Genomic DNA, 23926 nt, shown 5'->3' with positions numbered 1-23926 from the left:
CAGCTACCGACCCTATCGCGCCCGGCCTCGGCGTTCGTACCGCATTCCCGGCGCGGCGGCAGCGTCGCAGGGTAGTGCCCCGGGCTCCCGGAGGTGGCGTGATTGTACGTTCCGCTCACCACCCCGTACTCTCCGTAGACCATGGACACTGCGGGAAACCTCCCCGCCGAGCTCAACAGCTTCGTCGGGCGGGCCGCCGAACTCTCGGCCCTCGACGGTCTGCTGGAGCAGGCGCGGCTGGTCACCATCACCGGGGTCGGCGGCGTCGGGAAGTCCCGGCTGGCGGCGCGGACGGCACGGCGGGTGGCCGGCCGGTTCCCCGACGGGGTGTGGCTCGTGGAGCTGTCCGCCCTGTACAACGCGGAGCTGCTGGAACACAGCCTGGCCGAGGCGTTGAAGCTGGCCGACCACACCGGACGGCCGCCGCGGACCGCGCTCGCCGAGGAACTGGCCGAGCGTGAACTGCTGCTGGTGCTGGACGGCTTCGAGCATGTGGTGCGGGAGTGCGCGGAACTCGTCGCGGAACTGCTGCGCCGGGCGCCCGGCCTGCGGGTGCTGGCCGCCGCGCGCCGGCCGCTGGGCATCACGGGCGAGCACACCGTCCCGCTGGCGCCGCTGCCCGCGGCGGCCGCGGACGGTGACGCCGTCCGGCTGTTCGCGGACCGGGCGGCCGCCGTGCTGCCGGGCTTCAGGGTCACCGCGGCCAACCAGGAGGCCGCCGTGGAACTGTGCCGGCGGCTGGACGGCATTCCGCTGGCCCTGGAACTGGCGGCGGGGCGGCTGCGCGCCCTCTCGGTGGGCCAGGTGCTGCAGCGCCTCGACGACCGTTTCCGGCTGCTGACCGGCGGCGACCCCAGCGCACCGACCCGGCACCACACGCTGCGGACCGCGATCGGCTGGAGCCACGAACTGTGCACGCCCGCCCAGCGGCTGCTGTGGGCCCGGCTCTCGGTCTTCGCCGGGCAGTTCGATCTGGAGGCCGCGGAATACGTGTGCTCCAGTCCCGATCTGCCCGCCGAGGACGTCATGGAGACGATCGCCCAGCTGGTGGCACAGTCGGTCGTGGCCTGTGAGGAGGGTGTCGGCTACCGGATGCTGGAGACCGTCCGCGAGTACGGCGCGGGCTGGCTGGAGGCGCTGGACGACACGGCGCGCATGCAGCGCCGGCACCGCGACTGGTATCTCGGGCTGGCCACCTGGTGCGAGCTGGACTGGTTCAGCCCCCGGCAGGCCGAGGTCGCCGCCCGGGTCGAGACGGACCTGCCCAATCTGCGGCTGGCGCTGGAGTTCAGCCTCAGCGGCGCCGAGGATCCGCACGTGGGCCAGTACCTGGCGGCGACTCTCTGGTTCTACTGGGTGGGCTGCGGGCGGCTGTCCGAGGGCCGGCTCTGGCTGGCCAGGGCGCTGGAGCTGGAAACGTCGCACGCCGAGGCGCGGGCCAAGGCGATGTGGGTGTACGGGTATGTGGCCGTGCTGCAGGGCGATCCGGTGTGCGCGCTCGGCGTGCTGCAGGAGTGCCGCGACGAGGCCGCGCTGACGGGCAACGCGCCGGCCTCGGCGTACGCGGTGCACCGGCTGGGGTGCCTGGCGCTGCTGTCGGACGACATGGTCCGGGCCGAGGAGCTGATCGGGGCGGCGCTGGACGCCTACCGCGAGATCGGCGAGCTCAACAGCAATGTGCTGATGGCGCAGGTCGAGCTGGCGATGGCGGTCGCCTTCCGGGGCGATCTGGAGCGGGCGGTGGCGCTGAGCGAGGAGGTCCGCGACATCTGCCGCGACCACGGCGAGCGCTGGGCCCTCGCGTACGCGCTCTATGTGCTGGGGTACGCGGCCTGGCTCGGCGGGGATCCGGCCGCCGCGCGGGAGCTGGTGGAGGAGTGCCTGGTCATCGACCACGCCTTCCACGACCTGGTCGGCGCGGTGCTCGCCATCGAGCTGCTGGCGCTGATCACCGAGGGCGAGGGCGCGCCGTACGAGGCGGCGGTGCTGCAGGGCGCGGCCGGCCGGGTCTGGCGCTCGGTGGGGCTGCGGCTGTTCGGTTCGCAGTTCTTCAACGCGCCGCACGAGCTGTGCGAGAAGCGGGCCAGGACCGCCCTGGGCGACACCGCCTACGAGACGGGGCTGGCGGAGGGCGCGCGGTTCGGTCTGGACGCGGCGGTGGCGCGGGCGCTGCGCGAGCTGCCGGCGGAGCAGCCGCCGGAGCGACTCGGTCCGGTGCCGCGGGTGGCCGGCCCCCGTACGCACGAACCCGCCGCCTCCCCTGCCGTGGGCGGCGGGGAGACGGCGGGCTGAGAGTACCCGGCGCTCGCTGGATCAGCGGGCGTAGTACTCGACGACGAGCTGCTCGTCGCAGATCACCGGGATCTCGCGACGGTTCGGGTCGCGGTCCAGGCGGAAGGCCAGGGCCTGCAGGTTGACCTGCAGATACTTCGGCGTCTCGCCCTCGCCGGCCCAGCCACCCTCACGGGCGACCTGGAACGGGGTCTTCTCGCGGCTGCGCTCGCGGACCATCACGACGTCGTCGGGGCGCACGCGGAAGGAGGGCTTGTCGACCTTGCGGCCGTTGACCTCGATGTGACCGTGCACGACCATCTGCCGGGACTGGTAGATGGTGCGGGCCAGACCGGACCGCAGGACGAGCGCGTCCAGACGGCGCTCCAGCTCGATGATCAGCGCTTCGCCTGTCTTGAGGTCGACCTTCCGAGCGCGGTCGTAGGCACGGCGCATCTGCGTTTCGCTGATGTCGTACTGGGCACGCAGACGCTGCTTCTCGAGCAGACGGGTCTTGTAGTCGCTGTTCTGCTTGCGACCGCGACCGTGCTCGCCGGGCGGGTAGGGGCGGGCCTCGAAGTACTTGACTGCCTTCGGGGTCAGCGCGATGCCGAGCGCACGCGACTTCTTGACCTTGGGACGCGACTGGTTCACGTGGAACGATCCTCCATGTAAATTAGGTAAGGCTTACCTTAGCTGAGGAGATCGCATGATTCGACCCGGGAACCCCATGCCTGCGCACGGTCAGCCGCGCCCCGACGTGGACGATGCGCTCCGGATGCCATCGGCAGCCGAACGCGCGCGAACTCTAGTCGAGGGTAACCCGTCGGCTGTCCTGGTCATTCCCGGGCTGGACCCCGTACAGCCCGGTCAGATGGTGCCCGAGATGCGCAGCGTCGGGCCCGAAGGCGATGTGTTCCTGCTGTTCCCGGCGGATTCCCCGGCCGTGCGGGCCGCCACCCACGCCGAGGCCGACGAGCTGACCGCTGTGTTGGAGATCACCGATGTGGCACCCGTCTCGGTGCCGCACCGGATCCGCGGGCGGGCCTGGATCGCGGGCTGGCTGACCCCGGTACGCGACGAACCGGTCGTGCCCGGCACCGCGCTGCTGCGGCTGGAGGTCGGCGAGGCGTCCGTCGACGACCTGTGGGGCGCGGAGCAGGTGGAGCCCGACGAGTTCGCCGACGCCACCGCCGACCCGCTGGCGGCCCACGAGTCCGAGCTGCTCCAGCACCTGGCCGCCGCGCACGAGGACCAGGTCGGGTGGCTGTGCGGGCTCGTCGGCGGCTACGGCGGACGGGGCGCCGAGTGCGCCGGCACCCGGACGGCGGTGCCGGTGGCGCTGGACCGCTTCGGACTGCGGGTGCGCTTCTCCGACGCCGACGGCAGCTTCGACGCCCGCTTCGACTTCCCCGAACCGGTGCGCGGCCACGAGGAGTTGCACCACGCGATGCACACCCTCTTCGACGCGGCCCGCGCCTCCGCGGACGATCTTCACGGGGCGTAGCCTGACCTTCATGTTCGTACTCGACATCACGTACACCGCCCCCGTGGAGCAGGTCGACGCCGTCCTCGCCGATCACGTCGGCTGGCTGGACCTGCAGTACGCGGCCGGGGCCTTCCTGGCCTCGGGCCGCAAGGAGCCGCGCGAGGGCGGGGTGATCCTCGCGGTGGCGCGGGACCGGGCGGCGATCGAGGAGATCGTCTCCGGCGACCCGTTCGTCACCGCGGGGGTCTGCGCCTACCGGATCACCGAGTTCCTGGCCACCAAGACGGTGCCGGCGATGGCGGAGTACCGCCAGGAACCGCCGGTCTGATCACGGGATCAGGGGCTTGATCAAGGGCTCTGCCGCCGGGGTCACTCCCCCGACAGGCGCTCCCGGACGCGGTCGAGGATGTCGGCGTACCGGGCCTCCGCTCCGTAGCGGGTGGGCTCGTAGTAGCGGCGGCCGTGGATCTCGTCGGGGGCGTACTGCTGGGCGGCGATGGCGCCGGGCAGGTCGTGCGGGTACTGGTAGCCCTGGGCGTGGCCGAGCTTGGCCGCGCCCTTGTAGTGCCCGTCGCGCAGATGCGGCGGCACCGGCCCCGCCAGGCCCTTGCGCACATCGGCGAGCGCCGCGTCGATCGCCATGTACGCCGCGTTGGACTTCGGCGCGAGGGCGAGGGCGATCGCGGCCTGCGACAGGATGATGCGCGCCTCGGGGAAGCCGATCAGCGCGACGGCCTGCGCGGCGGCGACCGCGGTCTGCAGCGCGGTGGGGTCGGCCATGCCGACGTCCTCACTCGCCGAGATCATCAGCCGGCGGGCGATGAACCGGGGGTCCTCCCCCGCTTCGATCATGCGCGCCAGATAGTGCAGCGTGGCGTCCACGTCCGAGCCCCGGATCGACTTGATCAGGGCGCTCGCCACGTCGTAGTGCTGGTCGCCGTCCCGGTCGTACTTCACCGCGGCCCGGTCGACGGACTCCTCCAGCGTGCTGAGGGTGATCTCCTGCTCGCCCTTGGCGATGGCCGCGCCGGCGCCCGCCTCCAGGGCGGTCAGGGCCCGCCGCGCGTCCCCGCCCGCGATGCGCAGCAGATGGGCCTCGGAGTCGGCGGGCAGGGTGACGGCGCCGCCGAGACCGCGCTCGTGGGTCAGCGCCCGGTGCAGGACTCCGCTCAGGTCCTCGTCGGTGAGCGGCTCCAGGGTGAGCAGCAGCGAGCGGGACAGCAGCGGGGAGATGATCGAGAAGTACGGGTTCTCGGTGGTGGCCGCGATCAGGGTGACCCAGCGGTTCTCGACGGCGGGCAGCAGCGAGTCCTGCTGGGCCTTGCTGAAGCGGTGGATCTCGTCCAGGAAGAGCACCGTCTCCCGGTCGTAGCCGCCGGACTGCCGCTTGGCGCTCTCGATGACCGCACGGACCTCCTTGACGCCCGCGGTGATCGCCGAGAGCTCGACGAAGCGCTTGTTGGTGGCCTTGCTGACCACGTACGCGAGCGTCGTCTTGCCGGTGCCGGGCGGGCCCCAGAGGATCACCGAGGACGGCCCCGCCGGGCCCCCGCTGCCCTCGCCGACGAGCCGGCGCAGCGGCGCGCCCTGCTTGAGCAGATGCTGCTGGCCGACCACCTCGTCCAGGACGCGCGGACGCATCCGCACGGCGAGCGGGCTGTTGCCCGGCTCTCTCTCCTGGCGGTCCTCTGCGGCTGCGGTGAACAGGTCGGGCTCCATTCGTCCGAGCCTATGGCACCGGTGTGACAGCGCCTCCTGCCGCGGCCAGCAGGGCCCGCACCAGCCGCCGGTCGGAGCCCATCTCGGGGTGCCACTGCACACCCAGCGCGAAGCCGGGCCCGGGCAGCTCGAGCGCCTCCACGGTGCCGTCCTCGGCGTACGCGCTCACCGTCAGGCCGGCGCCGAGCGCGCCGACGGCCTGGTGGTGGTAGGTCGGCACCTTCTCCGGGGCCGGGGTGATCCGGGCCAGCAGGGTGCCCGGCACCGGGGTCACGACGTGGTCGCCGAAGACCCCGAGCGTGACGGCGTGCCCGTCGTGGCCGACCTGCTCGGGGAGGTGCTGGACGAGCGTGCCGCCGCACAGCACGTTCAGCAGCTGCATCCCGCGGCACACGGCGAGGACGGGTGTGCCGGAGTCGATCGCGGCCCGCAGCACCGCCAGCTCCCACCGGTCGCGCTCGCGCGCCTGCGGCCCGGTGCGCGGATGGCGCGGCTCCCCGTAGAGCGAGGGCTCGACGTCGGGACCGCCGGCGACGATGACGGCGTCCATCCTGGCGACCGCCGCGGCCGCGACGTCGGGATCGTCCGGCGGCAGCAGCGCGGCGATCCCGCCCGCGGCGCGCACCATGCGGGGGTAGACCTCCGGCAGGAGGACGGCGCTGGTCTCCCAGACGCCCCACCTGGCGGTGTCGAGATAGGTCGTGACGCCGACCAGCGGCTGCTCGGGCATGAACTGATCCTCCTGGATGACGGGGTCGATTGTGGCGCGGACGGCTGCCGGGCGTCCGGAGCCGCGCGGGTCGTCGCGCGGCGTCCGTCAGTCCCGTGCCAGCTCGGCCTCGGCGGCGGCCAGTGCGGCGAACTCCTCCTCGGGGGCGGAGGCGACCAGCCGCTTGCGGCTGTAGAGGGCGAAGTAGCCGATGGCCACGGCGTAGACGGCGAGTGCGGTGAGGGCCGCGTCGATGTCCACCAGGAAGGTGGCCACCACGGCCGCGACGGCGAGCACGAAGGCGACGGCGGAGGTGACGATGCCGCCGGGGGTGCGGTAGGGCCGGTGCAGGGCGGGCTCGCGCAGCCGCAGCACGATGTGCGACAGCGCCATGAGGACGTAGCTGACCGCCGCGCCGAAGACCGCCATGTTCAGGACCTTGGACCCGTCGTCGGCGTTGGCCGCCGCCAGGACGAAGCCGATGGTGCCGGGGACCACCAGTCCCAGGTACGGGGCTTTGCGCTTGCTGGTCAGGGAGAGGAAGCGGGGCAGATAGCCGGCCCGGGACAGGGCGAACAGCTGCCGCGATCCGGCGTAGATGAGCGAGAAGAACGAGGCGACCAGACCGGCGAGACCCGCGTAGTTGACGATCTGGCTCAGTGCGGAGGACTTCCCGCCGTTGGCGGTCCGCAACGCCTCGACCAGGGGGTTCCCGGATTCCTTGAGCGCGTTGGCACCACCCGCACCCACCGTCGGCAGCAGGGTGATGACGGCGAGCACCACCAGGATGCCGATGGAGAGCGCCATGGCCCTGGGCAGGCTCTTCACCGGGTCCTTGGTCTCCTCGGCGGCCAGCGGGACGCCTTCGACCCCGAGGAAGAACCACATCCCGAAGGGGAACGCGGCCCAGATCCCCATCAGGCCGAAGGGCAGCCAGGATCCGGCGCCGACCGCGTCGGTCACCTTGATGTCGTTGAGCCGGCTCGCGTCGAAGGAGCCGAGGGCGCCGACGGCGAAGACCACCAGCGCGAGGACGGCGACGGCGGTGACGACGAAGCTGAAGCGCAGCGCCTCGCCGACCCCCCACAGATGCACGCCGATGAAGATCACGAAGCAGGCGAGGAAGACCGGCCAGCCGGAGGTGAGCCCGAAGAGGTTGAGGGACTCGACGTAGGCGCCGATGAACGTGGCGATGGCGGCGGGCGCCAGCACGTACTCGATCAGGATGGCGGTACCGGTGAGGAAGCCGCCCCAGGGGCCGAGGGCGCGGCGGGCGAAGCCGTAGCCGCCGCCGGCCGTGGGCAGCACCGAGGACATCTCGGCGAGCGAGAACACCAGGCAGGTGTACATCAGGCCCATCAGGGCGGTGGCGATGGCCAGTCCGCCGAAACCGCCCTCGCGCAGGCCGAAGTTCCAGCCGGAGTAGTCGCCCGAGACGACGTAGGCGACGCCGAGTCCGGTGAGCAGCAGCCAGCCCGCGGTGCCGCGGCGCAGGGTGCGGCGCTCCAGGTAGTCGTCGCCGCCGGGTGGGGCCGCGGGCGGGGTGGCCGTCGCCGTGCTGCCTGCCGTGCTGCCTGCCGTGCTGCCTGTTGGGGACGGTGAATCGCCGGGCTGGGGCATGCGTCACTCCCGTACGGGACGAGGGGTAAAGGTTTGAACGCATACCTTTACGGCTGTCGCGGAGATGCGCAAGCCCTCGGCAGGGACGGGCCGGCCGGTTCGTCGGCCACCGCCGGGTCAGGCGAGGAAGCCGCGCAGCAGGGCCGCGGTGCCCTCGGCGTGCTCGCGCATCACCGCTGCGGCGGCCTCCTCCTCGCCGTCGAGAATGGCCTCGACCAGCGCGGTGTGCTGGCCCTGCGAGTGTTCGAGGTTGCGCACCAGGATGGGGATGCAGTCCAGGAGTTCATTGACCTGCGCGCGCACCGCGGCGTACTGCGTGACCAGCGAAGGGGAGCCGCAGAGCTCGGCGATGGCCAGGTGCAGCAGGGTGTCGGCGCGCCGGTAGTCGGCGGTCGGCGCGTCGCCCGTCTCGCGCAGCCGGCGGCGCAGCAGGTCCGCCTGTTCCCCGGTCAGTTCGGTGCGGGCGCACAGCCCGGCCGCCCCGACCTCCAGGACCTCGCGGAAGCGCAGCACGTCGTCCAGCCCGCCGGCGCCCAGCCCGGCCGCCCTGCGGCGCAGCTCGTTCTCCGCGTCCGCCCGGCCCGCGCCGTGCGATGGCGGCCGGTTGCGGACGAAGGTGCCGCCGTGCCGGCCGCGGCGGGTCTCGACCAGCCCCTGCTCGTGCAGGACCTTCAGCACCTCGCGCAGGGTGACGCGGCTGATCCGCAGCCGTTCGGCCAGTTCGCGTTCGGCGGGCAGCCGCTCGCCGTCCGGCACCAGACCGAGCCGGACGACCTGGAGCACCTGCTCCAGCGCCTCCTCGAAACCATTGCCGCCGCGGACCGGCCGCAGCACCGAGGCGAGCGGATCCGCGGAGATTTGCTGCTCACTCATGCGCGGGCCCCTTCCCAATCAATGGTTCCAACCCATACCTTAGTGCTTCCGTCCGATCCGAGAGGACCTCCCTCGTGGCAGATCGCACACCCCCCCTGTCCGTCGACGCCCTGCGCGCCCTGGTGGAAGCGGGGAAGATCCACACCGTCATCCTCGGCTTCGCCGATATGCAGGGGCGGCTGCAGGGCAAACGATTCGCCGCGCCGTTCTTCCTCGACGAGGTGCTGGCCCACGGTACCGAGGGCTGCAACTACCTGCTCGCGGTGGACGTCGACCTCAACACCGTCGACGGCTACGCGATGTCCTCCTGGGAACGCGGCTACGGCGACTTCGCCATGCACCCCGACATCAGCACCCTGCGCCACGTCCCCTGGCAGGACGGCACGGCCCTGCTCATCGCCGACCTCGCCTGGAACGACGGCAAGCCGGTGGTCGCCGCGCCCCGGCAGATCCTGCGCCACCAGCTGGGCCGGCTCGCGGACCAGGGCTGGACCGCCCACGCGGGCACCGAGCTGGAGTTCATGGTCTTCCGCGACACCTACGAGCAGGCGTGGGACGGCGGCTACCGCGGTCTGACCCCCGCCAACCAGTACAACGCCGACTACTCGGTGCTCGCCACCTCCCGCGTCGAGCCGCTGCTGCGCCGGATCCGCAACGAGATGGCCGGGGCGGGCCTGACCCCGGAGTCCGCCAAGGGCGAGTGCAATCTCGGCCAGCACGAGATCGTCTTCCGCTACGACGAGGCGCTCGTCACCTGCGACCAGCACACCGTCTACAAGACCGGGGCCAAGGAGATCGCCGCCCAGGAGGGCGCCTCGCTCACCTTCATGGCGAAGTTCAACGAGCGCGAGGGCAACTCCTGTCATATCCACCTCTCCTTGCGGGACGAGGCGGGACGCCCTGTCATGGCGGGCGAGGACGGCGAAATGTCGCCCCTCATGCGGCACTTCCTGGCCGGGCAGCTCGCCGCCCTGCGCGACTTCTCCCTGTTGTACGCGCCCAACATCAACTCGTACAAGCGTTTCCGGCCGGGCTCCTTCGCCCCCACCGCGGTCGCCTGGGGCGTCGACAACCGCACCTGCGCGCTGCGCGTCGTCGGGCACGGCGCCTCGCTGCGCCTGGAGAACCGCGTCCCGGGCGGCGACGTCAACCCGTACCTGGCCGTGGCGGGCATGGTCGCGGCGGGTCTGTACGGCATCGAGCACAAGCTCGAACTGCCGGAGGCCTGCACGGGCAACGCCTACACCGCCGACTACCCGCAGGTGCCCGGCACCCTGCGGGAGGCCGCCGGACTGTGGGCGGCCAGCCCGATCGCGCGGGAGGCCTTCGGCCAGGACGTCGTCGACCACTACAGCAACATGGCGCGGATCGAGCAGGAAGCGTTCGACACCGCCATCACGGACTGGGAGCGGTTCCGCTCCTTCGAGCGGATGTAAGGAAGCAGCCCCGTGACCGAGCACCACCAGGTACTCAACCCCGCCACCGAGGAGGTCGTCGCCACGGTCGCGGCGACCACCCCGGAGGGCGTGGACACCGCCGTCGCCGCGGCGGCCAAGGCCCAACAGGGCTGGGCCGCGCTGGCCCCGGCCGACCGGGCGCGCGGTCTGCGCCGGTTCGCCGCCGAGGTCGACGCGCACGCCGAGGAACTCGCCGCGCTGGAGGTCCGCGAGGCCGGCCACACCCTCGGCAACGCCCGCTGGGAGGCCGGAAACGTCCGCGATCTGCTCGACTACGCCGCCGGCGGCGTGGAACGGCTCAGCGGCCGGCAGATCCCGGTCGCCGGCGGCATCGACCTCACGTTCCACGAGCCGATCGGCGTCGTCGGCGTCATCGCCCCGTGGAACTTCCCGATGCCGATCGCCGCGTGGGGCACCGCCCCGGCGCTCGCGGCGGGCAACGCCGTCCTGCTCAAACCCGCCGAGACCACCCCGCTGACCGCACTGCGGCTGGCCGAACTCGCGCTGTCCGCGGGCCTGCCCGAGGGGCTCTTCCAGGTACTGCCCGGGGCGGGCCCGGTCACCGGGACCCGGCTCGTCGAGCACCCGGACGTGCGGAAGATCGTGTTCACCGGCTCCACCGCCGTCGGCAAGCGGATCATGGAGCAGTGCGCACGGCAGGTGAAGCGGGTCACCCTCGAACTCGGCGGCAAGAGCCCGAACATCGTCTTCGCCGACGCGGACCTGGAGAAGGCCGCGGCGGCGGCCCCGATGGCCTTCCTGGACAACGCGGGCCAGGACTGCTGCGCCCGCACCCGGATCCTGGTCCAGCGGGAGGTCTACGAGCGGTTCCTGGAGCTGCTGGTCCCGGCGGTCGAGGCCGTCCGGGTCGGCGACCCGTCGGACCCCGCCACCGAGATGGGCCCGCTGATCTCGGCGGTCCAGCGGGAGCGGGTCCGCTCGCTCGTCACCGACGACCTGCCGGTGGCCGCCCGCGGCAGCGCCCCCGAAGGACCCGGCTTCTGGTACCCGCCGACGGTCCTGGCCCCGGTCGGCGCCGCCGCCCCCGCCGCCACCGAGGAGATCTTCGGGCCGGTCGCCGTCGTCCTGCCCTTCGAGGACGAGGCGGACGCGCTGCGGCTCGCCAACGCCACCCGCTACGGGCTGTCCGGCTCGATCTGGACCCGCGACCTCGGCCGGGCCATCCGGATGTCGCGCGGCGTCGCGGCGGGCAACCTGTCGGTCAACAGCCACAGTTCGGTCCGCTACGCGACGCCGTTCGGCGGCTTCGGCGAATCCGGCCTCGGCCGGGAACTGGGCCCCGACGCCCTCGCCGCCTTCACCGAGACCAAGAACGTCTTCATCAGCACTGAGGAGTAGCAGCGCATGTCAGAGCCAACCACCACCGAAGTCTGCCGCCGCCTCGTCGGCCGTACCGCGGTCATCACCGGCGCCGGCAGCGGCATCGGCCTGGCCACCGCACGCCGCTTCGCCTCCGAGGGCGCCAACGTGGTCGTCGCCGATATCGACGAGGGGTCGGGCAAGGCCGCGGCCGAGGAGGTCGGCGGGATCTTCGTCAAGGTCGACGTCACCGACCCCGAGCAGGTCGAGGCGCTGTTCAGGACGGCGTACGACACCTACGGATCGGTCGACATCGCCTTCAACAACGCCGGGATCTCGCCGCCCGACGACGACTCGATCCTCACCACCGGCCTGGACGCCTGGCGCCGGGTCCAGGAGGTCAACCTGACCTCCGTCTACCTGTGCTGCAAGGCCGTGCTGCCGTACATGCAGCGGCAGGGCAAGGGCTCGATCATCAACACCGCGTCGTTCGTGGCCAAGATGGGCGCGGCCACCTCGCAGATCTCCTACACGGCGTCCAAGGGCGGCGTCCTGGCCATGACCCGCGAGCTGGGCGTGCAGTTCGCCCGCGAGGGCATCCGGGTCAACGCGCTGTGCCCCGGCCCGGTCAACACCCCGCTGCTCCAGGAGCTGTTCGCCAAGGACCCGGAGCGCGCCGCCCGCCGCATCGTGCACATTCCGGTGGGCCGCTTCGCCGAGCCGACGGAGATCGCCGCCGCGGTGGCGTTCCTCGCCAGCGACGACTCCAGCTTCATGACGGCGAGCGAGTTCCTCGTGGACGGCGGCATCGGCGGGGCGTACGTCACCCCGCAGTAGCCGTGGGCCCCGCCGCGCCCGGAGCACGGGTGCGGCGGGCCTCTACAGCGGCCCGGGGCTCAGATGAGCGTCTTCCAGTACGACCACCAGCGGGTCAGGATCAGCATCGCGATGATGCCGTACCAGAGCACCGGCACGACCCAGTGGAACTCCAGGACCGCGGTCCGCACCCCGGCCGGAACCTTGATGATGCCGTGCTTGATGTTGTGCACGGCCGTGTACCAGAAGAGCGCGATGGTGACGACCCAGGCCAGCGAGCACCACAGGCACAGGGAGTTGATGTTGTAGAGCGACTGGTACTGCAGCCAGGTCACGAACCCGACGCCGAACAGGGTGCCGGCCTGCAGGCCGAGCCAGAACCAGCCCCGGTAGCGGGCGCCCGCGAGCACACCGACGCCGATGCAGATCACGATCGGGTAGGCGATCAGGCCGATCATCGGGTTCGGGAAGCCGAACGCGTGGGCCTGTTCGCTCTTCATGATGTTGCCGCAGGAGATGATCGGGTTCAGGCTGCAGCCCGGGACGAAGTTCGGGTCCTCGAGGAGCTTGAACTTGTCCCAGGTGATCACGAAGGACGCGAGCGTGCCGAGCGCGCCGCAGATCACCAACAGCCACGCGAAGGGACGTCCCGTCCCGATGGTGCCCTTGATCTCGTGGTCACCGTCGGTGAGCGTCTGGTCGAGCGCCGAAGTCGTCATATCGCCGTTCCGTAGGTCCGTCGTTATCCCGCGCGACCTTCATTGTGCACCAGTGACCCGGCCCGCAGGTGTCCGGCGGTCCATCGAACGGTGGACACGGAAGGGTCGTCAGGCCGGGCCAGCAGGTCGGACCAGCAGCTCAGGCCAGCTTCTCCTGGAGGGTGGCGACCAGCGCGTCCAGAGCGACCGCCGTCTGCTCGCCGCTGCGCATGTCCTTGAGCTGCACCACGCCCTCGGCCAGATCACGCTCACCGGCCACGATCGCGAAGCGGGCGTCGGCGCGGTTCGCCGACTTCATCGCGTTCTTCAGGCCCTTGCCGCCGAACGCGAAGTCGGTGGCGATACCCGCCCGGCGCAGCTCGGTGACCGTGCCGAAGAGCGTGCGGCGCGCCTCCTCGCCGAGCGGTACGGCGAACACGTCGGTCGTCGCGGGCAGTTCGAGCTCGACGCCCTCGGCCTTGAGCGCCAGCACCGTACGGTCCACGCCCAGCGCCCAGCCGACGGACGGCAGCGCGGGGCCGCCGATCATCTCGGACAGGCCGTCGTACCGCCCGCCGCCGCCGACGGCGGACTGCGAGCCGAGTCCGCCGTGCACGAACTCGAAGGTGGTGCGGGTGTAGTAGTCCAGGCCGCGCACCAGCTTCGGGTCGTCCTCGAACGCGACGCCCGCGGCCGTCAGCAGCTCGCGCACCTGCTCGTGGTACTCCTTGCACGCCTCGCAGAGGTAGTCACGGAGCATCGGGGCGCCGGTCAGCTGCTTCTGCACCGCGTCGCGCTTGTCGTCGAGAACGCGCAGCGGGTTGATCTCCGCCCGGCGCACGGTGTCCTCGTCGAGGTCCAGCCCGCCCAGGAACTCCTGGAGCGCGGCCCGGTAGACGGGACGGCACTCCTTGTCACCCAGCGAGTTGAGCAGCACCCGGAAGTTCTGCAGGCCGAGTGTTCTGTACGCGTCGACGGCCAGGATGATCAGTTCGGCGTCCAGCACCGGGTCCTCGGTGCCGATCGCCTCGGCGCCGACCTGTGAGAAGTGCCGGTAGCGGCCGGCCTGCGGGCGCTCGTAGCGGTAGTACGAGCCCGAGTACCAGAGCTTGACCGGCAGGTTGCCGAGCTTGTGCAGGTTGTTCTGCAGGGCGGCGCGCAGCACGGAGGCGGTGCCCTCGGGGCGCAGCGCGAGCGTGGTGCCGCCCTTGGTGGTGAGGGTGTACATCTCCTTGCTGACGATGTCGGTGGATTCACCGACGCCGCGGGAGAAGAGTTCGACGGTCTCGAACCCGGGGGTCTCGACATAGCCGTAGCCGGCCCGCTTGAGCGGTGCGGAGATCGCCTCGCGCACCGCGAGGAACGTCGCGGAATCCGGCGGGATCAGGTCGTACGTGCCCTTGGGGGCCTGGAAGGTACTCACAGGAAGCCTTGTCACAATCCTCGTCGCGGAGCCGGTGAACCGGCTCCGAAGCCGCGGGCCGCTTCCCCCAGGTAGGGGTTGGCGGCGCGCTCGCGGCCGATGGTCGTCTGGGGGCCGTGGCCGGACAGCACCACGGTCGAGTCGTCGAGCGGCAGGCACACCCGGGCCAGCGACTCCATCAGCTCGTCCGCGGAGCCACCGGGCAGGTCGGAGCGTCCGACGGAGCCGGCGAACAGCAGGTCGCCCGAGAAGAACACCGACGGCACGTCGGAGGACTCGGGAAGCCTGAAGGTCACCGACCCCTTCGTATGGCCCGGCGCGTGCGAGACGGTGAACTCCAGGCCGGCCAGCCCGAGGGCGGCGCCGTCGGTCAGCTCCCGGACGTCGTCGGGTTCCCCGATCGTCAGCTCGCCCAGCAGCTGCTGCCCGATGGAGCGCCCCAGGGCCTTCTCCGGGTCGCTCATCATGTAGCGGTCCCGGGGGTGGATCCAGGCCGGGACGTCATGGGCCCCGCAGACCGGCACGACGGACGCCACATGGTCGATGTGGCCATGGGTGAGGATGACGGCGACGGGCTTGAGGCGATGCTTGGCGAGCGTGTCCTCGACGCCCTGGGTCGCTTCATGACCCGGGTCGATGATCACGCACTCCTCACCGGCGGCGGGGGCGACCACATAACAATTGGTCCCCCAGGCCCCGGCGGGGAACCCGGCAATGAGCACGTTCGTCCTTCTGTCGTCCGCGGAGGTGTCGGCAGCTCACGAGCCTACCGGCGCGGGAGCGGCCGCGGCGAACCCGTATCGTCCCCGCAGGTGCGCCGGTGCGTACCGCGCGGGTACTGGACTGCGGGCCGGGTGGGGCGCGAAGATCTGCCGCACGCGGATTCACGTTCGAGATGACGTTTTCGAGAAGACTGAAGCAGAAGACCGGGAGACGGCGAAGTGGTCACCAAGGAACAGCGGCGGCGACAGCTCGCCCGAGAGAAGTTCGAGCGGCAGCAGCAGCGCAGGACCGTGGAGCAGTCCAAGGCCCGCCGGCGCAACAGCGTGATCGCCGCCGTGGTGGCCGTCGTGGTCGCCGCCGGCGCCACCGCGTACGCGGCGGGCGGCCTGGACGGCAAGGACAAGCCGAAGACGGACGCGGCCGCCGGCCCGTCGGCCACGACGCCCTCCAAGGCGCCGGACCCGTGCGCGAAGCCGGGCGCGGGTACCCCGGGGAAGCAGCAGTGGAAGACCGAGCCGGCGATGTCGGTCGACAAGAGCGCCAAGTACACCTTCACGCTCCAGACCACCTGCGGTGACATCGCGGTGGCACTGGACGCCGCGAAGGCGTCGGCCACGGTGAACTCCTTCAAGTTCCTCGCCGACAAGGGCTTCTTCGACCACTCCAAGTGCCACCGGCTCACCGCCGAGGGCATCTACGTCCTGCAGTGCGGCGACCCGACCGGCACCGGCCAGGGCGGCCCCGGCTACACGATTCCGGACGAGAACCTGACCGCGCTGGGCAAGGCGGGCGCCAACGGCACCGTCACCTACCCGGCGGGCACCATCGCGATGGCGAACACCGGGAAGCCGCACACCGGCGGCAGCCAGTTCTTCCTGGTCTACAAGGACAGCCCGCTGGCGCCGTCCTACACCCCCTTCGGCACCATCGGCGCCGATGGCATGAAGGTGCTGCAGAAGATCGCGGCGGCGGGCGCGGCGGCCCCCGACGCTCAGCAGAACACCGCCCCGAACGCGACCGTGGTGATCAACAAGGCGGTCGTCAAGCAGTCGTGAACCCCTGATGAGCCGGGCCCCGGCGGTAAATTTCGCGTGTGCTGGATGCGGACAGCCGGGGCGCCGGTCGCCTATGTTGGCGTTGGACCGGTCAGGGCGCAGCCCGGCCGGAGGAAACTGTGAAAAAACGATGCCGGCGAGCCGGAAACCGGCCGGGCATCACGTGGAGGAGGCGCTGTGAGCAGCGACCCATGGGGCCGCGTCGATGAGACGGGGACCGTGTACGTGCGTACGGCCGACGGGGAGCGGGAGGTCGGTTCGTGGCAGGCGGGGTCTCCGGATGAGGCGCTGGCCTACTTCGAGCGCAAGTACGAGGGGCTTGTCGTCGAGATCGGCCTCCTTGAGCGGCGGGTGAAGACCACCGACCTCGCGCCCAAGGACGCGCTGACCGCGATCGAGCACCTTCGGGCGTCGGTCACCGAGGCGCACGCGGTGGGCGACCTGGCGGCGCTCGCCACGCGGCTGGACGCTCTGGTCGGGCTGGTGGAATCGCGGCGCGAGGAGCGGAAGGTCGCGAAGGCGAAGGCGACCGACGAGGCCAAGGTGGCCAAGGAGGAGCTGGTCGCGGAGGCCGAGGGGCTGGCCGAGAGCGAGCAGTGGCGGACCGCGGGCGAGCGGCTGCGCGCCCTGGTCGACACCTGGAAGGCGCTGCCGCGGCTGGACCGCAAGGCCGACGATGAGCTGTGGCACCGGTTCAGCCACGCCCGTTCGGTCTTCTCCAAGCGGCGCAAGGCGCACTTCGCGTCGCTGGACTCGCAGCGCGAGGAGGCCCGTCGCGCCAAGGAGAAGCTGGTCACGGAGGCGCTGGCGCTGTCGAACTCCACCGACTGGGGTCCGACCGCCGCCCGCTACCGCGAGCTGATGACGGAGTGGAAGGCCGCGGGCCGCGCGCAGCGCGAGTCCGAGGACGACCTGTGGAACCGTTTCCGCGGCGCCCAGGACCAGTTCTTCCAGGCCCGCACCGAGGTCTTCAACGAGCGCGACTCCCAGGAGCGGGAGAACCTCGCGCTCAAGGAGGAGCTCGCCATCGAGGCCGAGAAGATCCTTCCGGTGACGGACCTCAAGGCGGCCCGTGCGGCGTTCCGCGGGATCAACGAGCGCTGGGAGGCCGTCGGCCATGTGCCGCGCGACGCCCGGCCCCGTATCGAGGCCCGGATGCACGCGGTCGAGCGCGCGATCCAGGACTCGGAGGAGAACGAGTGGCGCCGGACGAACCCGGAGGCGCGGGCCCGCGCCGCGGGTCTGACGGGCCAGCTCCAGGCGGCCGTCGACAAGCTGCGCACCCAGGCCGAGGCGGCACGGGCCGCGGGCAACGCGTCGAAGGCCGACAAGCTCACCCGTGAGCTGGAGGGCCGGCAGGCCCTGCTCGACCAGGCGCTGAAGGGCCTGGAGGAGTTCGGCGGCTGAGCAGGCCCTGAGCCCCGCACCGCACGACGAAGCGGCCCCGGTACGGATCTTCCGTACCGGGGCCGCTCGCGTGCGGGCAGGGCCTGTCTTCAAAGTGACGGCGTCCGCCCGAAGGGCGGGCCCGGCGGCGTCTGGTGCGTGCGATCGCAAGGCGGAGGGTCGCCCCGGTACTGGACGTACCGGGGTGACCCCGACAACTGGGGGCACCTCCCAGCGGTAGCTGGGGGAGAGCGTGCGTGCCAGGCGTCGCCGGGCAGGCGGCAGTTTGAAGACAGGCCCTAGCGCTGGCGGCCCGAGGTGACGCGGTACACGTCGTAGACGCCCTCGACGCCGCGTACGGCCTTCAGGACGTGCCCCAGGTGCTTGGGGTCGCCCATCTCGAAGGTGAAACGCGAGGTCGCGACCCGGTCACGGGAGGTCTGCACGGCGGCGGACAGGATGTTGACGTGCTGGTCGGACAGCACCCGCGTCACGTCCGACAGCAGCCGTGACCGGTCCAGCGCCTCGACCTGGATGGCGACCAGGAAGACGGACGACTGGGTGGGCGCCCACTCGACCTCCAGGATCCGCTCGGGCTCCTGGGACAGCGACTCGATGTTGACGCAGTCCGTGCGGTGCACCGAGACGCCGCTGCCCCGGGTGACGAAGCCGATGATCGGGTCGCCGGGCACCGGGGTGCAGCAGCGGGACAGCTTGACCCACACGTCGTCGACGCCCTTGACGACCACGCCGGGGTCGGCGTTGGCCCGCCGCTTGGAGCGGTTGCGCGAGGGGGTGGTGACCTCCTCGATCTCCTCGGTCGCTCCTTCCTCGCCACCGAGCGCGTCGACCAGCTTCTGGACGACGGACTGAGCCGTGATGTGCCCCTCGCCGATCGCCGCGTAGAGCGCGGAGATGTCCGGGTAGCGCATCTCGTGGGCGAGGGTGACGAGCGAGTCGCCGGTCAGGACCCGCTGGATCGGCAGGTTCTGCTTGCGCATCGCCCGCGCGATGGCGTCCTTGCCCTGCTCGACGGCCTCCTCGCGGCGCTCCTTGGAGAACCAGGCGCGGATCTTGTTCCGGGCGCGCGGGGACTTCACGAAGCCCAGCCAGTCGCGCGACGGGGCGGCGCTCGCGGCCTTGGAGGTGAAGACCTCCACCAGGTCGCCGTTGTCGAGCGTCGACTCCAGCGGCACCAGGCGGCCGTTGACCCGGGCCCCTATGGTCCGGTGCCCGACGTCGGTGTGCACCGCGTAGGCGAAGTCCACCGGGGTGGCGCCGGCCGGCAGCGCTATGACATCGCCCTTGGGGGTGAAGACGAAGACCTCGTTCTGCGAGAGGTCGAAGCGCAGCGACTCCAGGAACTCGCTCGGGTCCTCGGTCTCCTTCTGCCAGTCCAGCAGTTGCCGCAGCCAGGCCATGTCGTTGACGGTGTCGCCGTCGCTCTTGCGCGGGGTGTCGGTGCGCACCTTGGAGGCGCCGGAGACGGGGTCCTGCTTGTACTTCCAGTGCGCGGCGATGCCGTACTCGGCGCGGCGGTGCATGTCGAAGGTGCGGATCTGCAGCTCGACGGGCTTTCCGCTGGGCCCGATGACCGTCGTGTGCAGCGACTGGTACATGTTGAACTTGGGCATCGCGATGTAGTCCTTGAACCGCCCGGGCACCGGGTTCCACCGCGCGTGGATGGTCCCGAGCGCCGCGTAGCTGTCGCGGACGGTGTCGACGAGGACGCGGATCCCCACCAGGTCGTAGATCTCGGCGAAGTCGCGGCCTCGCACGATCATCTTCTGGTAGACGCTGTAGTAGTGCTTCGGGCGGCCGGTGACGGTCGCCTTGATCCGGGCCGCGCGCAGGTCCTGCTGGACCTGGTCGGTGACGACGGCGAGGTACTCGTCGCGCTTGGGGGCGCGCTCGGCGACCAGCCGCACGATTTCGTCGTACATCTTGGGGTAGAGGATCGCGAAGGCGAGGTCCTCCAGCTCCCACTTGATGGTGTTCATGCCCAGCCGGTGCGCCAGCGGGGCGTAGATCTCCAGCGTCTCGCGGGCCTTCTTCTCCTGCTTCTCCCGCTTGAGATACCGCATGGTGCGCATGTTGTGCAGGCGGTCGGCGAGCTTGATGACCAGGACGCGCGGGTCCTTGGCCATGGCCACGACCATCTTGCGTACGGTCTCGGCCTGCGCGGCCTCGCCGAACTTCACCTTGTCGAGCTTGGTGACGCCGTCCACGAGGAGCGCGACCTGGTCGCCGAAGTCCCGGCGCAGCGCGTCCAGGCTGTAGTCGGTGTCCTCGACGGTGTCGTGCAGCAGTCCCGCCATCAGTGTGGCCGGGTCCATGCCGAGCTCGGCGAGGATCGTGGTGACCGCGAGCGGGTGGGTGATGTACGGGTCGCCGCTCTTGCGCTTCACACCGCGGTGCCAGCGCTCGGCGACCTGGTAGGCGCGCTCGATCTGGCGCAGCTGCGCGGTGTCGCCCTTCGGGTCGTTGCCCCGGACGATCCGCAGCATCGGCTCCAGCACCGGGTTGTACGGGCTGGACCGCTGCACACCGAGCCGGGCGAGGCGGGCGCGGACGCGGTTGGAGGAGCCTGCGGCGCGCGACGGCGTCGCGCTGGCGGGGGTCCGTACGGGCCGGACGGCAGGCGTCGGCGGCTCGGGGGCGGCTCCGTTGCTCCCGGCGGGGGTTTCGTCCCCGCCTTCGGCGTCGAGCGGCTGGGCCTCGTCTGGCAAGAGCACTCCTCACGCGGGTGGGAGCACCCATGGTATCGATCTGTGGCAGGAGGCGGGCGCCCGGTGGTTTCCGGGCGCCCGCCTCCGGGCGGTGCTGTGCTGCCGCAGGGCGCTGTGCCTGGGTGTCAGACGATGATCAGTGCGTCCAGCGGGGCGCCCGCGAGGGCGGTGGAGAGCCGTTCGCGGCCCTTGAGGAAGGCGAGCTCCAGCAGGACCGCGACGCCGGCCACCTCCGCGCCGGTCCGCCGGATGAGCTCCAGCGAGGCCTCGGCGGTGCCGCCGGTGGCCAGCACGTCATCGATGACCAGGACCCGGTCGCCGGGGGCGAGGGCGTCCTGCTGCACCTCTATCTCGGCGCTGCCGTACTCCAGCTCGTAGCGCTGCGACAGCGTGGCGCCGGGCAGCTTGCCCGCCTTGCGCACGGGCACGAAGCCGAGGTGGGCCCGGGCCGCCGCGGGGGCGGCGAGGATGAACCCGCGCGCCTCCAGTCCGGCGACCTTGGTGGCGCCGTGGCGCGCGCAGAGCACGGCCAGGGCGTCCACCAGGGCGTTGAACGCGTCGGGGTCGGCCAGCAGCGGGGTGATGTCCTTGAACATCACACCCGGCTGCGGGTAGTCCGGCACGTCCCGGATCCGGCCGAGCAGCTGCTCGCGCAGCGCTTCGGCGCCGGCCGCGGTCGCCGTCACCGCCGCTTCCCGGAAGGACGGTTCTTGCCGCGGTTGCGGGCGGCGGCCTGGGGACGCTGGCCGACCACACCACCGGCGGCGGCGCGGTCGCCGTCCTCCGGCTCGTCGTCCTCGTCAGCGGCGACGGCGTCCTCGCGGGCCCGCTGCTCCTCCTCGGCCGGGTCCACGCCCTTGGCCGCGTCGGCCTTGCGCTTGGCCAGCACGCGCTTCTTGAGGGCCTTGATCTCCGGGTCGCGCTCCTTGAAGTCCGCGACCAGCGGGGTCGCGATGAAGATCGAGGAGTACGCACCGGCGGTGAGGCCGACGAACAGCGCGAGCGCGATGTCGTTGAGGACACCGGCCCCGAGGATGCCGCCACCGATGAACAGCAGGGCGCCGACGGGGAGCAGCGCGACGACCGTGGTGTTGATGGAACGCACCAGGGTCTGGTTCAGGCTGCGGTTGGCCAGCTCGCTGTAGGTGAAGCGGGTCTGCTTGGTGATGCTCCGGGTCGTCTCCTTGAGACCGTCGAAGACGACGACGGTGTCGTAGAGGGAGTAACCGAGGATCGTCAGCAGACCGATCACGGTGCCCGGGGTGACCTCGAAACCGACGATGGCGTAGACGCCGACGGTGATCGTGAGGTCGTGGATCAGGGCGACGAGGGCGGCGATGGCCATCCGCCACTCGAAGGCGATGGCGAGGTAGATCACCACCAGGATCATGAAGATGATCAGGCCGGTGAAGGCCTTCTTCGAGATCTCCTCACCCCAGCTGGGGCCGACGATCTGTGCGTCGATCTTGTTCGAATCCAGTCCGAGGTCGGTGGCGACCCGCTTCTGGATGTTCTTCGACTCCTCCGTGGAGATGTCGCTGACCTGGATCCGGACGCCGCCGTTGCCGAGCTTCTGCACGGTGGCGTCATGATCGCCGGTGTGGCCGGCGATCTTGTTCTGCACATCGGTGACCGAGTACGACGTCTTCGGGGTGGTCAGGACCGCACCGCCGGAGAACTCGATGCCGAGCTTGAGACCGTTGATCGCCAGACCGGCGATGGCCACGATCGTGATCAGGATCGAGACGCCGTACCAGAGCCTGCGCTTGCCGACGAAGTCGTAGGCGATCTCGCCACGGTGCAGCCGGTGTCCGAGCTGTCCGAGATTACCGAGCTTGGACATCAGGCCTCCTTCGTCTCGGTGCTCGTCCTGCGGCGGACGCGGCGGATGGGAGCCTGGACACCCAGGCCCTTCGGGTCGAGGCCGGACCACTTGTGGCCCTCGGCGAAGAACTTGTTGCGGGCCAGGATCGTCATCAGCGGCTTGGTGAAGAGGAACACCACCACGACGTCGAGCAACGTGGTCAGACCCAGGGTGAACGCGAAGCCCTGGACCTTGCCGACCGTCACCGCGAACAGCACGGCGGCGGCGAGGAAGGACACGAAGTCCGACACCAGGATGGTGCGCCGGGCGCGCGGCCAGCCGCGGGCCACCGCGGGCTGCAGCGAGCGGCCCTCGCGCAACTCGTCACGGATCCGTTCGAAGAAGACGATGAACGAGTCCGCGGTGATACCGATCGCGACGATGGCTCCACAGACGGCCGGCAGGTTCAGCGCGAAGCCGATGGCCGGGCCGAGCAGGGACATCAGCGTGTAGGTGAGCGCCGCCGACACCAGGAGGCTGACGATCGCGACGAGGCCGAGGCCCCGGTAGTACGCCAGCATGTAGAGCACGACCAGCGCGAGGCCGACGGCGCCCGCGATGAGGCCGCCTCGCAGCTGCTCCCCGCCGAGCGCGGCGGAGACCGTGGTCACGTCCTGGATCTTGAAGGTCAGCGGGAGCGAACCGTAGGACAGGACGTTCGACAGGTTCTGTGCGGACGTCTGCGTGAAGCTGCCGAAGATCGTCGCGCTGCCGCCGGGCAGGGCCTGCGAAACCGAGGGCGCGGAGACGACGTTGCCGTCGAGGTCGATCGCGAACTGGTTCAGCGGGGGCTGCTGGGCGGCGAGCTGGGTGGTGACCTTGGTGAACTTCTTGGCGCCACCACCGGTGAAGCTGAGGTCGACGACCCAGCCGTTGCCGGACGTGGTGTCGAACTTCGCACTGGCCTTGGAGACGTCCTTGCCGTCGAGGACGGCCGGGCCGAGCGCGTACTTGTACCAGATCTTGTCCTTGCCGTCACCGCGCTGACCGCAGCCGACGACCTTGTCAGCGGGCTTGACACCCTGGTTCGCCGCCGAGCGCTGCTTCGGGTCGTTGCAGTCGATCGCGGTGAACTTCGCCTGCAGATCGGCCGGAATCGTGCTGTCCAGCGTGCCGGCCGGGGGGGCGGACGGGGTGGGCGTCGGGGTCGGCGCCTTGGCCGGGTCGGCCTTCAGGCCGTCGGTGACCGCGCGGCCCTGAGTGGTGGCACTGGACGAGGGCGTGACCTTCGTCGAGGGCGTGCCCTTCGGCGTGGCCGTACCGGTCGGCTTGGTGCCGGGCTTGCCCGACGGCGTGGGGGTCACGGACGGGGTGGGCTTCACCGGCGGCGTCTTGACCGCCGGGGGGTTCGCCTGCTCGGCGAGCACCTGCCGGAAGAACAGCTGGGCGGTCTGGCCGACCTGGTCCTGCGCCTGCTGGGGGTCGGTGCCCTTGGGGATGTTGACAATGATGTTCTTGTCGCCCTGGGTCTGCACCTCCGCCTCGGAGACGCCAAGACCGTTCACACGCTGGTTGATGATGCTCACAGCGGTGTTCATGTTGGTCTTGTTGATCGCGTTGGCCTGATCGCTCTTGGCGGTCAGCGTGATGCTGACACCGCCGGCGAGGTCGATGCCCAGTCGCGGCTTGGTGTTGTGCGAGAGGAACATCGTCCCCGTCAACGCCACGAGCGCGATCAGGATCACGGCCAGGGCGCGCCCTGGGTACCCCTGACTACCCGAGGACCTGCGGCCCTTCTTGGGTGCTGCCACCTTCTTGTTTCTCCCTGTCCAAC

Annotated in this window: 20 protein-coding genes; 8 read left to right on the top strand and 12 right to left on the bottom strand. The window is 71.0% G+C overall.

Annotated features, from left to right (window positions below; genetic code table 11):
• Positions 1–141: 141 nt before the first annotated feature.
• Positions 142–2292, top strand: coding sequence for an ATP-binding protein (locus LNW73_RS27670; protein ID WP_250991744.1), 2151 nt, complete (start codon positions 142–144; stop codon positions 2290–2292).
• 21 nt (positions 2293–2313) lie between these two features.
• Here LNW73_RS27670 and rpsD read toward each other — a convergent pair whose 3' ends face one another.
• On the bottom strand, positions 2314–2925 hold the full coding sequence (gene rpsD / locus LNW73_RS27665) for a 30S ribosomal protein S4 (RefSeq protein WP_250974985.1): 612 nt from the start codon (positions 2923–2925) through the stop codon (positions 2314–2316).
• A gap of 124 nt (positions 2926–3049) precedes the next feature.
• On the opposite strand from rpsD, the gene LNW73_RS27660 reads away from it, so the two are divergent.
• Both LNW73_RS27660 and LNW73_RS27655 read left to right on the top strand, forming a co-directional pair.
• A complete protein-coding gene (locus LNW73_RS27660) occupies positions 3050–3778 on the top strand; it encodes a DUF2470 domain-containing protein (RefSeq protein ID WP_250980076.1) in 729 nt (242 codons plus the stop codon).
• A gap of 10 nt (positions 3779–3788) precedes the next feature.
• Entirely contained in the window at positions 3789–4088 is a 300-nt protein-coding gene (locus LNW73_RS27655) for a YciI family protein (RefSeq protein WP_250991743.1), read from the top strand.
• Positions 4089–4129: 41 nt separating this feature from the next.
• Here the strand turns inward: LNW73_RS27655 and LNW73_RS27650 are convergent, their stop codons facing one another.
• From LNW73_RS27650 to LNW73_RS27635, 4 genes are all read right to left on the bottom strand, one after another.
• Complete coding sequence (locus LNW73_RS27650) at positions 4130–5479, bottom strand: replication-associated recombination protein A (RefSeq protein ID WP_250974986.1); 1350 nt, start codon at positions 5477–5479, stop codon at positions 4130–4132.
• Between the two features lie 10 nt (positions 5480–5489).
• Positions 5490–6209: a gamma-glutamyl-gamma-aminobutyrate hydrolase family protein gene (locus tag LNW73_RS27645; RefSeq protein WP_250991742.1), complete on the bottom strand. Its 720-nt coding sequence runs from the start codon at positions 6207–6209 to the stop codon at positions 5490–5492.
• Positions 6210–6296: 87 nt separating this feature from the next.
• Positions 6297–7808 (bottom strand): ethanolamine permease, encoded by a 1512-nt coding sequence (eat, locus tag LNW73_RS27640; protein ID WP_250991741.1) that lies wholly within the window; start codon positions 7806–7808, stop codon positions 6297–6299.
• Positions 7809–7925: 117 nt separating this feature from the next.
• The gene (locus tag LNW73_RS27635; RefSeq protein ID WP_250991740.1) at positions 7926–8681 is read right to left on the bottom strand and encodes a FadR/GntR family transcriptional regulator; all 756 of its coding nucleotides are present in this window, start codon (positions 8679–8681) and stop codon (positions 7926–7928) included.
• Positions 8682–8755: 74 nt separating this feature from the next.
• Between LNW73_RS27635 and LNW73_RS27630 the strand changes: the two genes are divergently transcribed.
• The 3 genes from LNW73_RS27630 to LNW73_RS27620 are packed head-to-tail and all read left to right on the top strand — an operon-like array spanning position 8756 to position 12295.
• Positions 8756–10117, top strand: coding sequence for a glutamine synthetase family protein (locus LNW73_RS27630; protein WP_250974990.1), 1362 nt, complete (start codon positions 8756–8758; stop codon positions 10115–10117).
• 12 nt (positions 10118–10129) lie between these two features.
• Complete coding sequence (locus LNW73_RS27625) at positions 10130–11497, top strand: aldehyde dehydrogenase family protein (RefSeq protein WP_250991739.1); 1368 nt, start codon at positions 10130–10132, stop codon at positions 11495–11497.
• A gap of 6 nt (positions 11498–11503) precedes the next feature.
• The gene (locus LNW73_RS27620) at positions 11504–12295 is read left to right on the top strand and encodes a 3-oxoacyl-ACP reductase (protein WP_250974992.1); all 792 of its coding nucleotides are present in this window, start codon (positions 11504–11506) and stop codon (positions 12293–12295) included.
• A gap of 59 nt (positions 12296–12354) precedes the next feature.
• Here the strand turns inward: LNW73_RS27620 and LNW73_RS27615 are convergent, their stop codons facing one another.
• The 3 genes from LNW73_RS27615 to LNW73_RS27605 all read right to left on the bottom strand — a co-directional run bounded on the left by LNW73_RS27615 (position 12355) and on the right by LNW73_RS27605 (position 15117).
• Positions 12355–12993: a vitamin K epoxide reductase family protein gene (locus LNW73_RS27615; RefSeq protein ID WP_250974993.1), complete on the bottom strand. Its 639-nt coding sequence runs from the start codon at positions 12991–12993 to the stop codon at positions 12355–12357.
• 139 nt (positions 12994–13132) lie between these two features.
• Positions 13133–14395, bottom strand: coding sequence for a histidine--tRNA ligase (gene hisS, locus LNW73_RS27610; RefSeq protein ID WP_250991738.1), 1263 nt, complete (start codon positions 14393–14395; stop codon positions 13133–13135).
• Positions 14396–14406: 11 nt separating this feature from the next.
• A complete protein-coding gene (locus LNW73_RS27605) occupies positions 14407–15117 on the bottom strand; it encodes an MBL fold metallo-hydrolase (RefSeq protein ID WP_250974995.1) in 711 nt (236 codons plus the stop codon).
• Between the two features lie 219 nt (positions 15118–15336).
• Between LNW73_RS27605 and LNW73_RS27600 the strand changes: the two genes are divergently transcribed.
• Positions 15337–16173, top strand: coding sequence for a peptidylprolyl isomerase (locus LNW73_RS27600; RefSeq protein ID WP_250991737.1), 837 nt, complete (start codon positions 15337–15339; stop codon positions 16171–16173).
• Between the two features lie 177 nt (positions 16174–16350).
• Positions 16351–17580: a DUF349 domain-containing protein gene (locus LNW73_RS27595; protein WP_250974997.1), complete on the top strand. Its 1230-nt coding sequence runs from the start codon at positions 16351–16353 to the stop codon at positions 17578–17580.
• 278 nt (positions 17581–17858) lie between these two features.
• On the opposite strand, the gene LNW73_RS27590 is transcribed toward LNW73_RS27595, so the two are convergent.
• The 4 genes from LNW73_RS27590 to secD form a co-directional block, all read right to left on the bottom strand.
• Entirely contained in the window at positions 17859–20288 is a 2430-nt protein-coding gene (locus tag LNW73_RS27590; RefSeq protein WP_138352632.1) for a RelA/SpoT family protein, read from the bottom strand.
• A gap of 125 nt (positions 20289–20413) precedes the next feature.
• Complete coding sequence (locus LNW73_RS27585; RefSeq protein ID WP_250991736.1) at positions 20414–20974, bottom strand: adenine phosphoribosyltransferase; 561 nt, start codon at positions 20972–20974, stop codon at positions 20414–20416.
• Positions 20971–22131 carry a protein translocase subunit SecF gene (gene secF / locus LNW73_RS27580; RefSeq protein WP_250974999.1) on the bottom strand — a complete coding sequence of 387 codons (1161 nt, stop codon included), beginning with the start codon at positions 22129–22131 and terminating at the stop codon, positions 20971–20973. Before secF ends, LNW73_RS27585 begins: the two co-directional genes overlap by 4 nt.
• Positions 22131–23903, bottom strand: a complete 1773-nt coding sequence (gene secD, locus LNW73_RS27575) for a protein translocase subunit SecD (RefSeq protein ID WP_250991735.1) — start codon at positions 23901–23903, stop codon at positions 22131–22133. The genes secF and secD overlap by 1 nt, the downstream gene beginning before the upstream one ends.
• Positions 23904–23926: the final 23 nt, after the last annotated feature.

It is taken from the genome of Streptomyces sp. RKAG337, assembly GCF_023701715.1.
GTDB lineage: Bacteria > Actinomycetota > Actinomycetes > Streptomycetales > Streptomycetaceae > Actinacidiphila.
This window is presented reverse-complemented; position numbering and strand designations above follow the sequence as displayed.

Coding starts and splice junctions, on each gene's coding strand:
- LNW73_RS27670 (WP_250991744.1), top strand. CDS start 142: ATGGACACTGCGGGAAACCTCCCCGCCGAGCTCAACAGCTTCGTCGGG.
- LNW73_RS27660 (WP_250980076.1), top strand. CDS start 3,050: ATGCCATCGGCAGCCGAACGCGCGCGAACTCTAGTCGAGGGTAACCCG.
- LNW73_RS27655 (WP_250991743.1), top strand. CDS start 3,789: ATGTTCGTACTCGACATCACGTACACCGCCCCCGTGGAGCAGGTCGAC.
- LNW73_RS27650 (WP_250974986.1), bottom strand. CDS start 5,479: ATGGAGCCCGACCTGTTCACCGCAGCCGCAGAGGACCGCCAGGAGAGA.
- LNW73_RS27645 (WP_250991742.1), bottom strand. CDS start 6,209: ATGCCCGAGCAGCCGCTGGTCGGCGTCACGACCTATCTCGACACCGCC.
- eat (WP_250991741.1), bottom strand. CDS start 7,808: ATGCCCCAGCCCGGCGATTCACCGTCCCCAACAGGCAGCACGGCAGGC.
- LNW73_RS27635 (WP_250991740.1), bottom strand. CDS start 8,681: ATGAGTGAGCAGCAAATCTCCGCGGATCCGCTCGCCTCGGTGCTGCGG.
- LNW73_RS27620 (WP_250974992.1), top strand. CDS start 11,504: ATGTCAGAGCCAACCACCACCGAAGTCTGCCGCCGCCTCGTCGGCCGT.
- LNW73_RS27615 (WP_250974993.1), bottom strand. CDS start 12,993: ATGACGACTTCGGCGCTCGACCAGACGCTCACCGACGGTGACCACGAG.
- secF (WP_250974999.1), bottom strand. CDS start 22,131: ATGTCCAAGCTCGGTAATCTCGGACAGCTCGGACACCGGCTGCACCGT.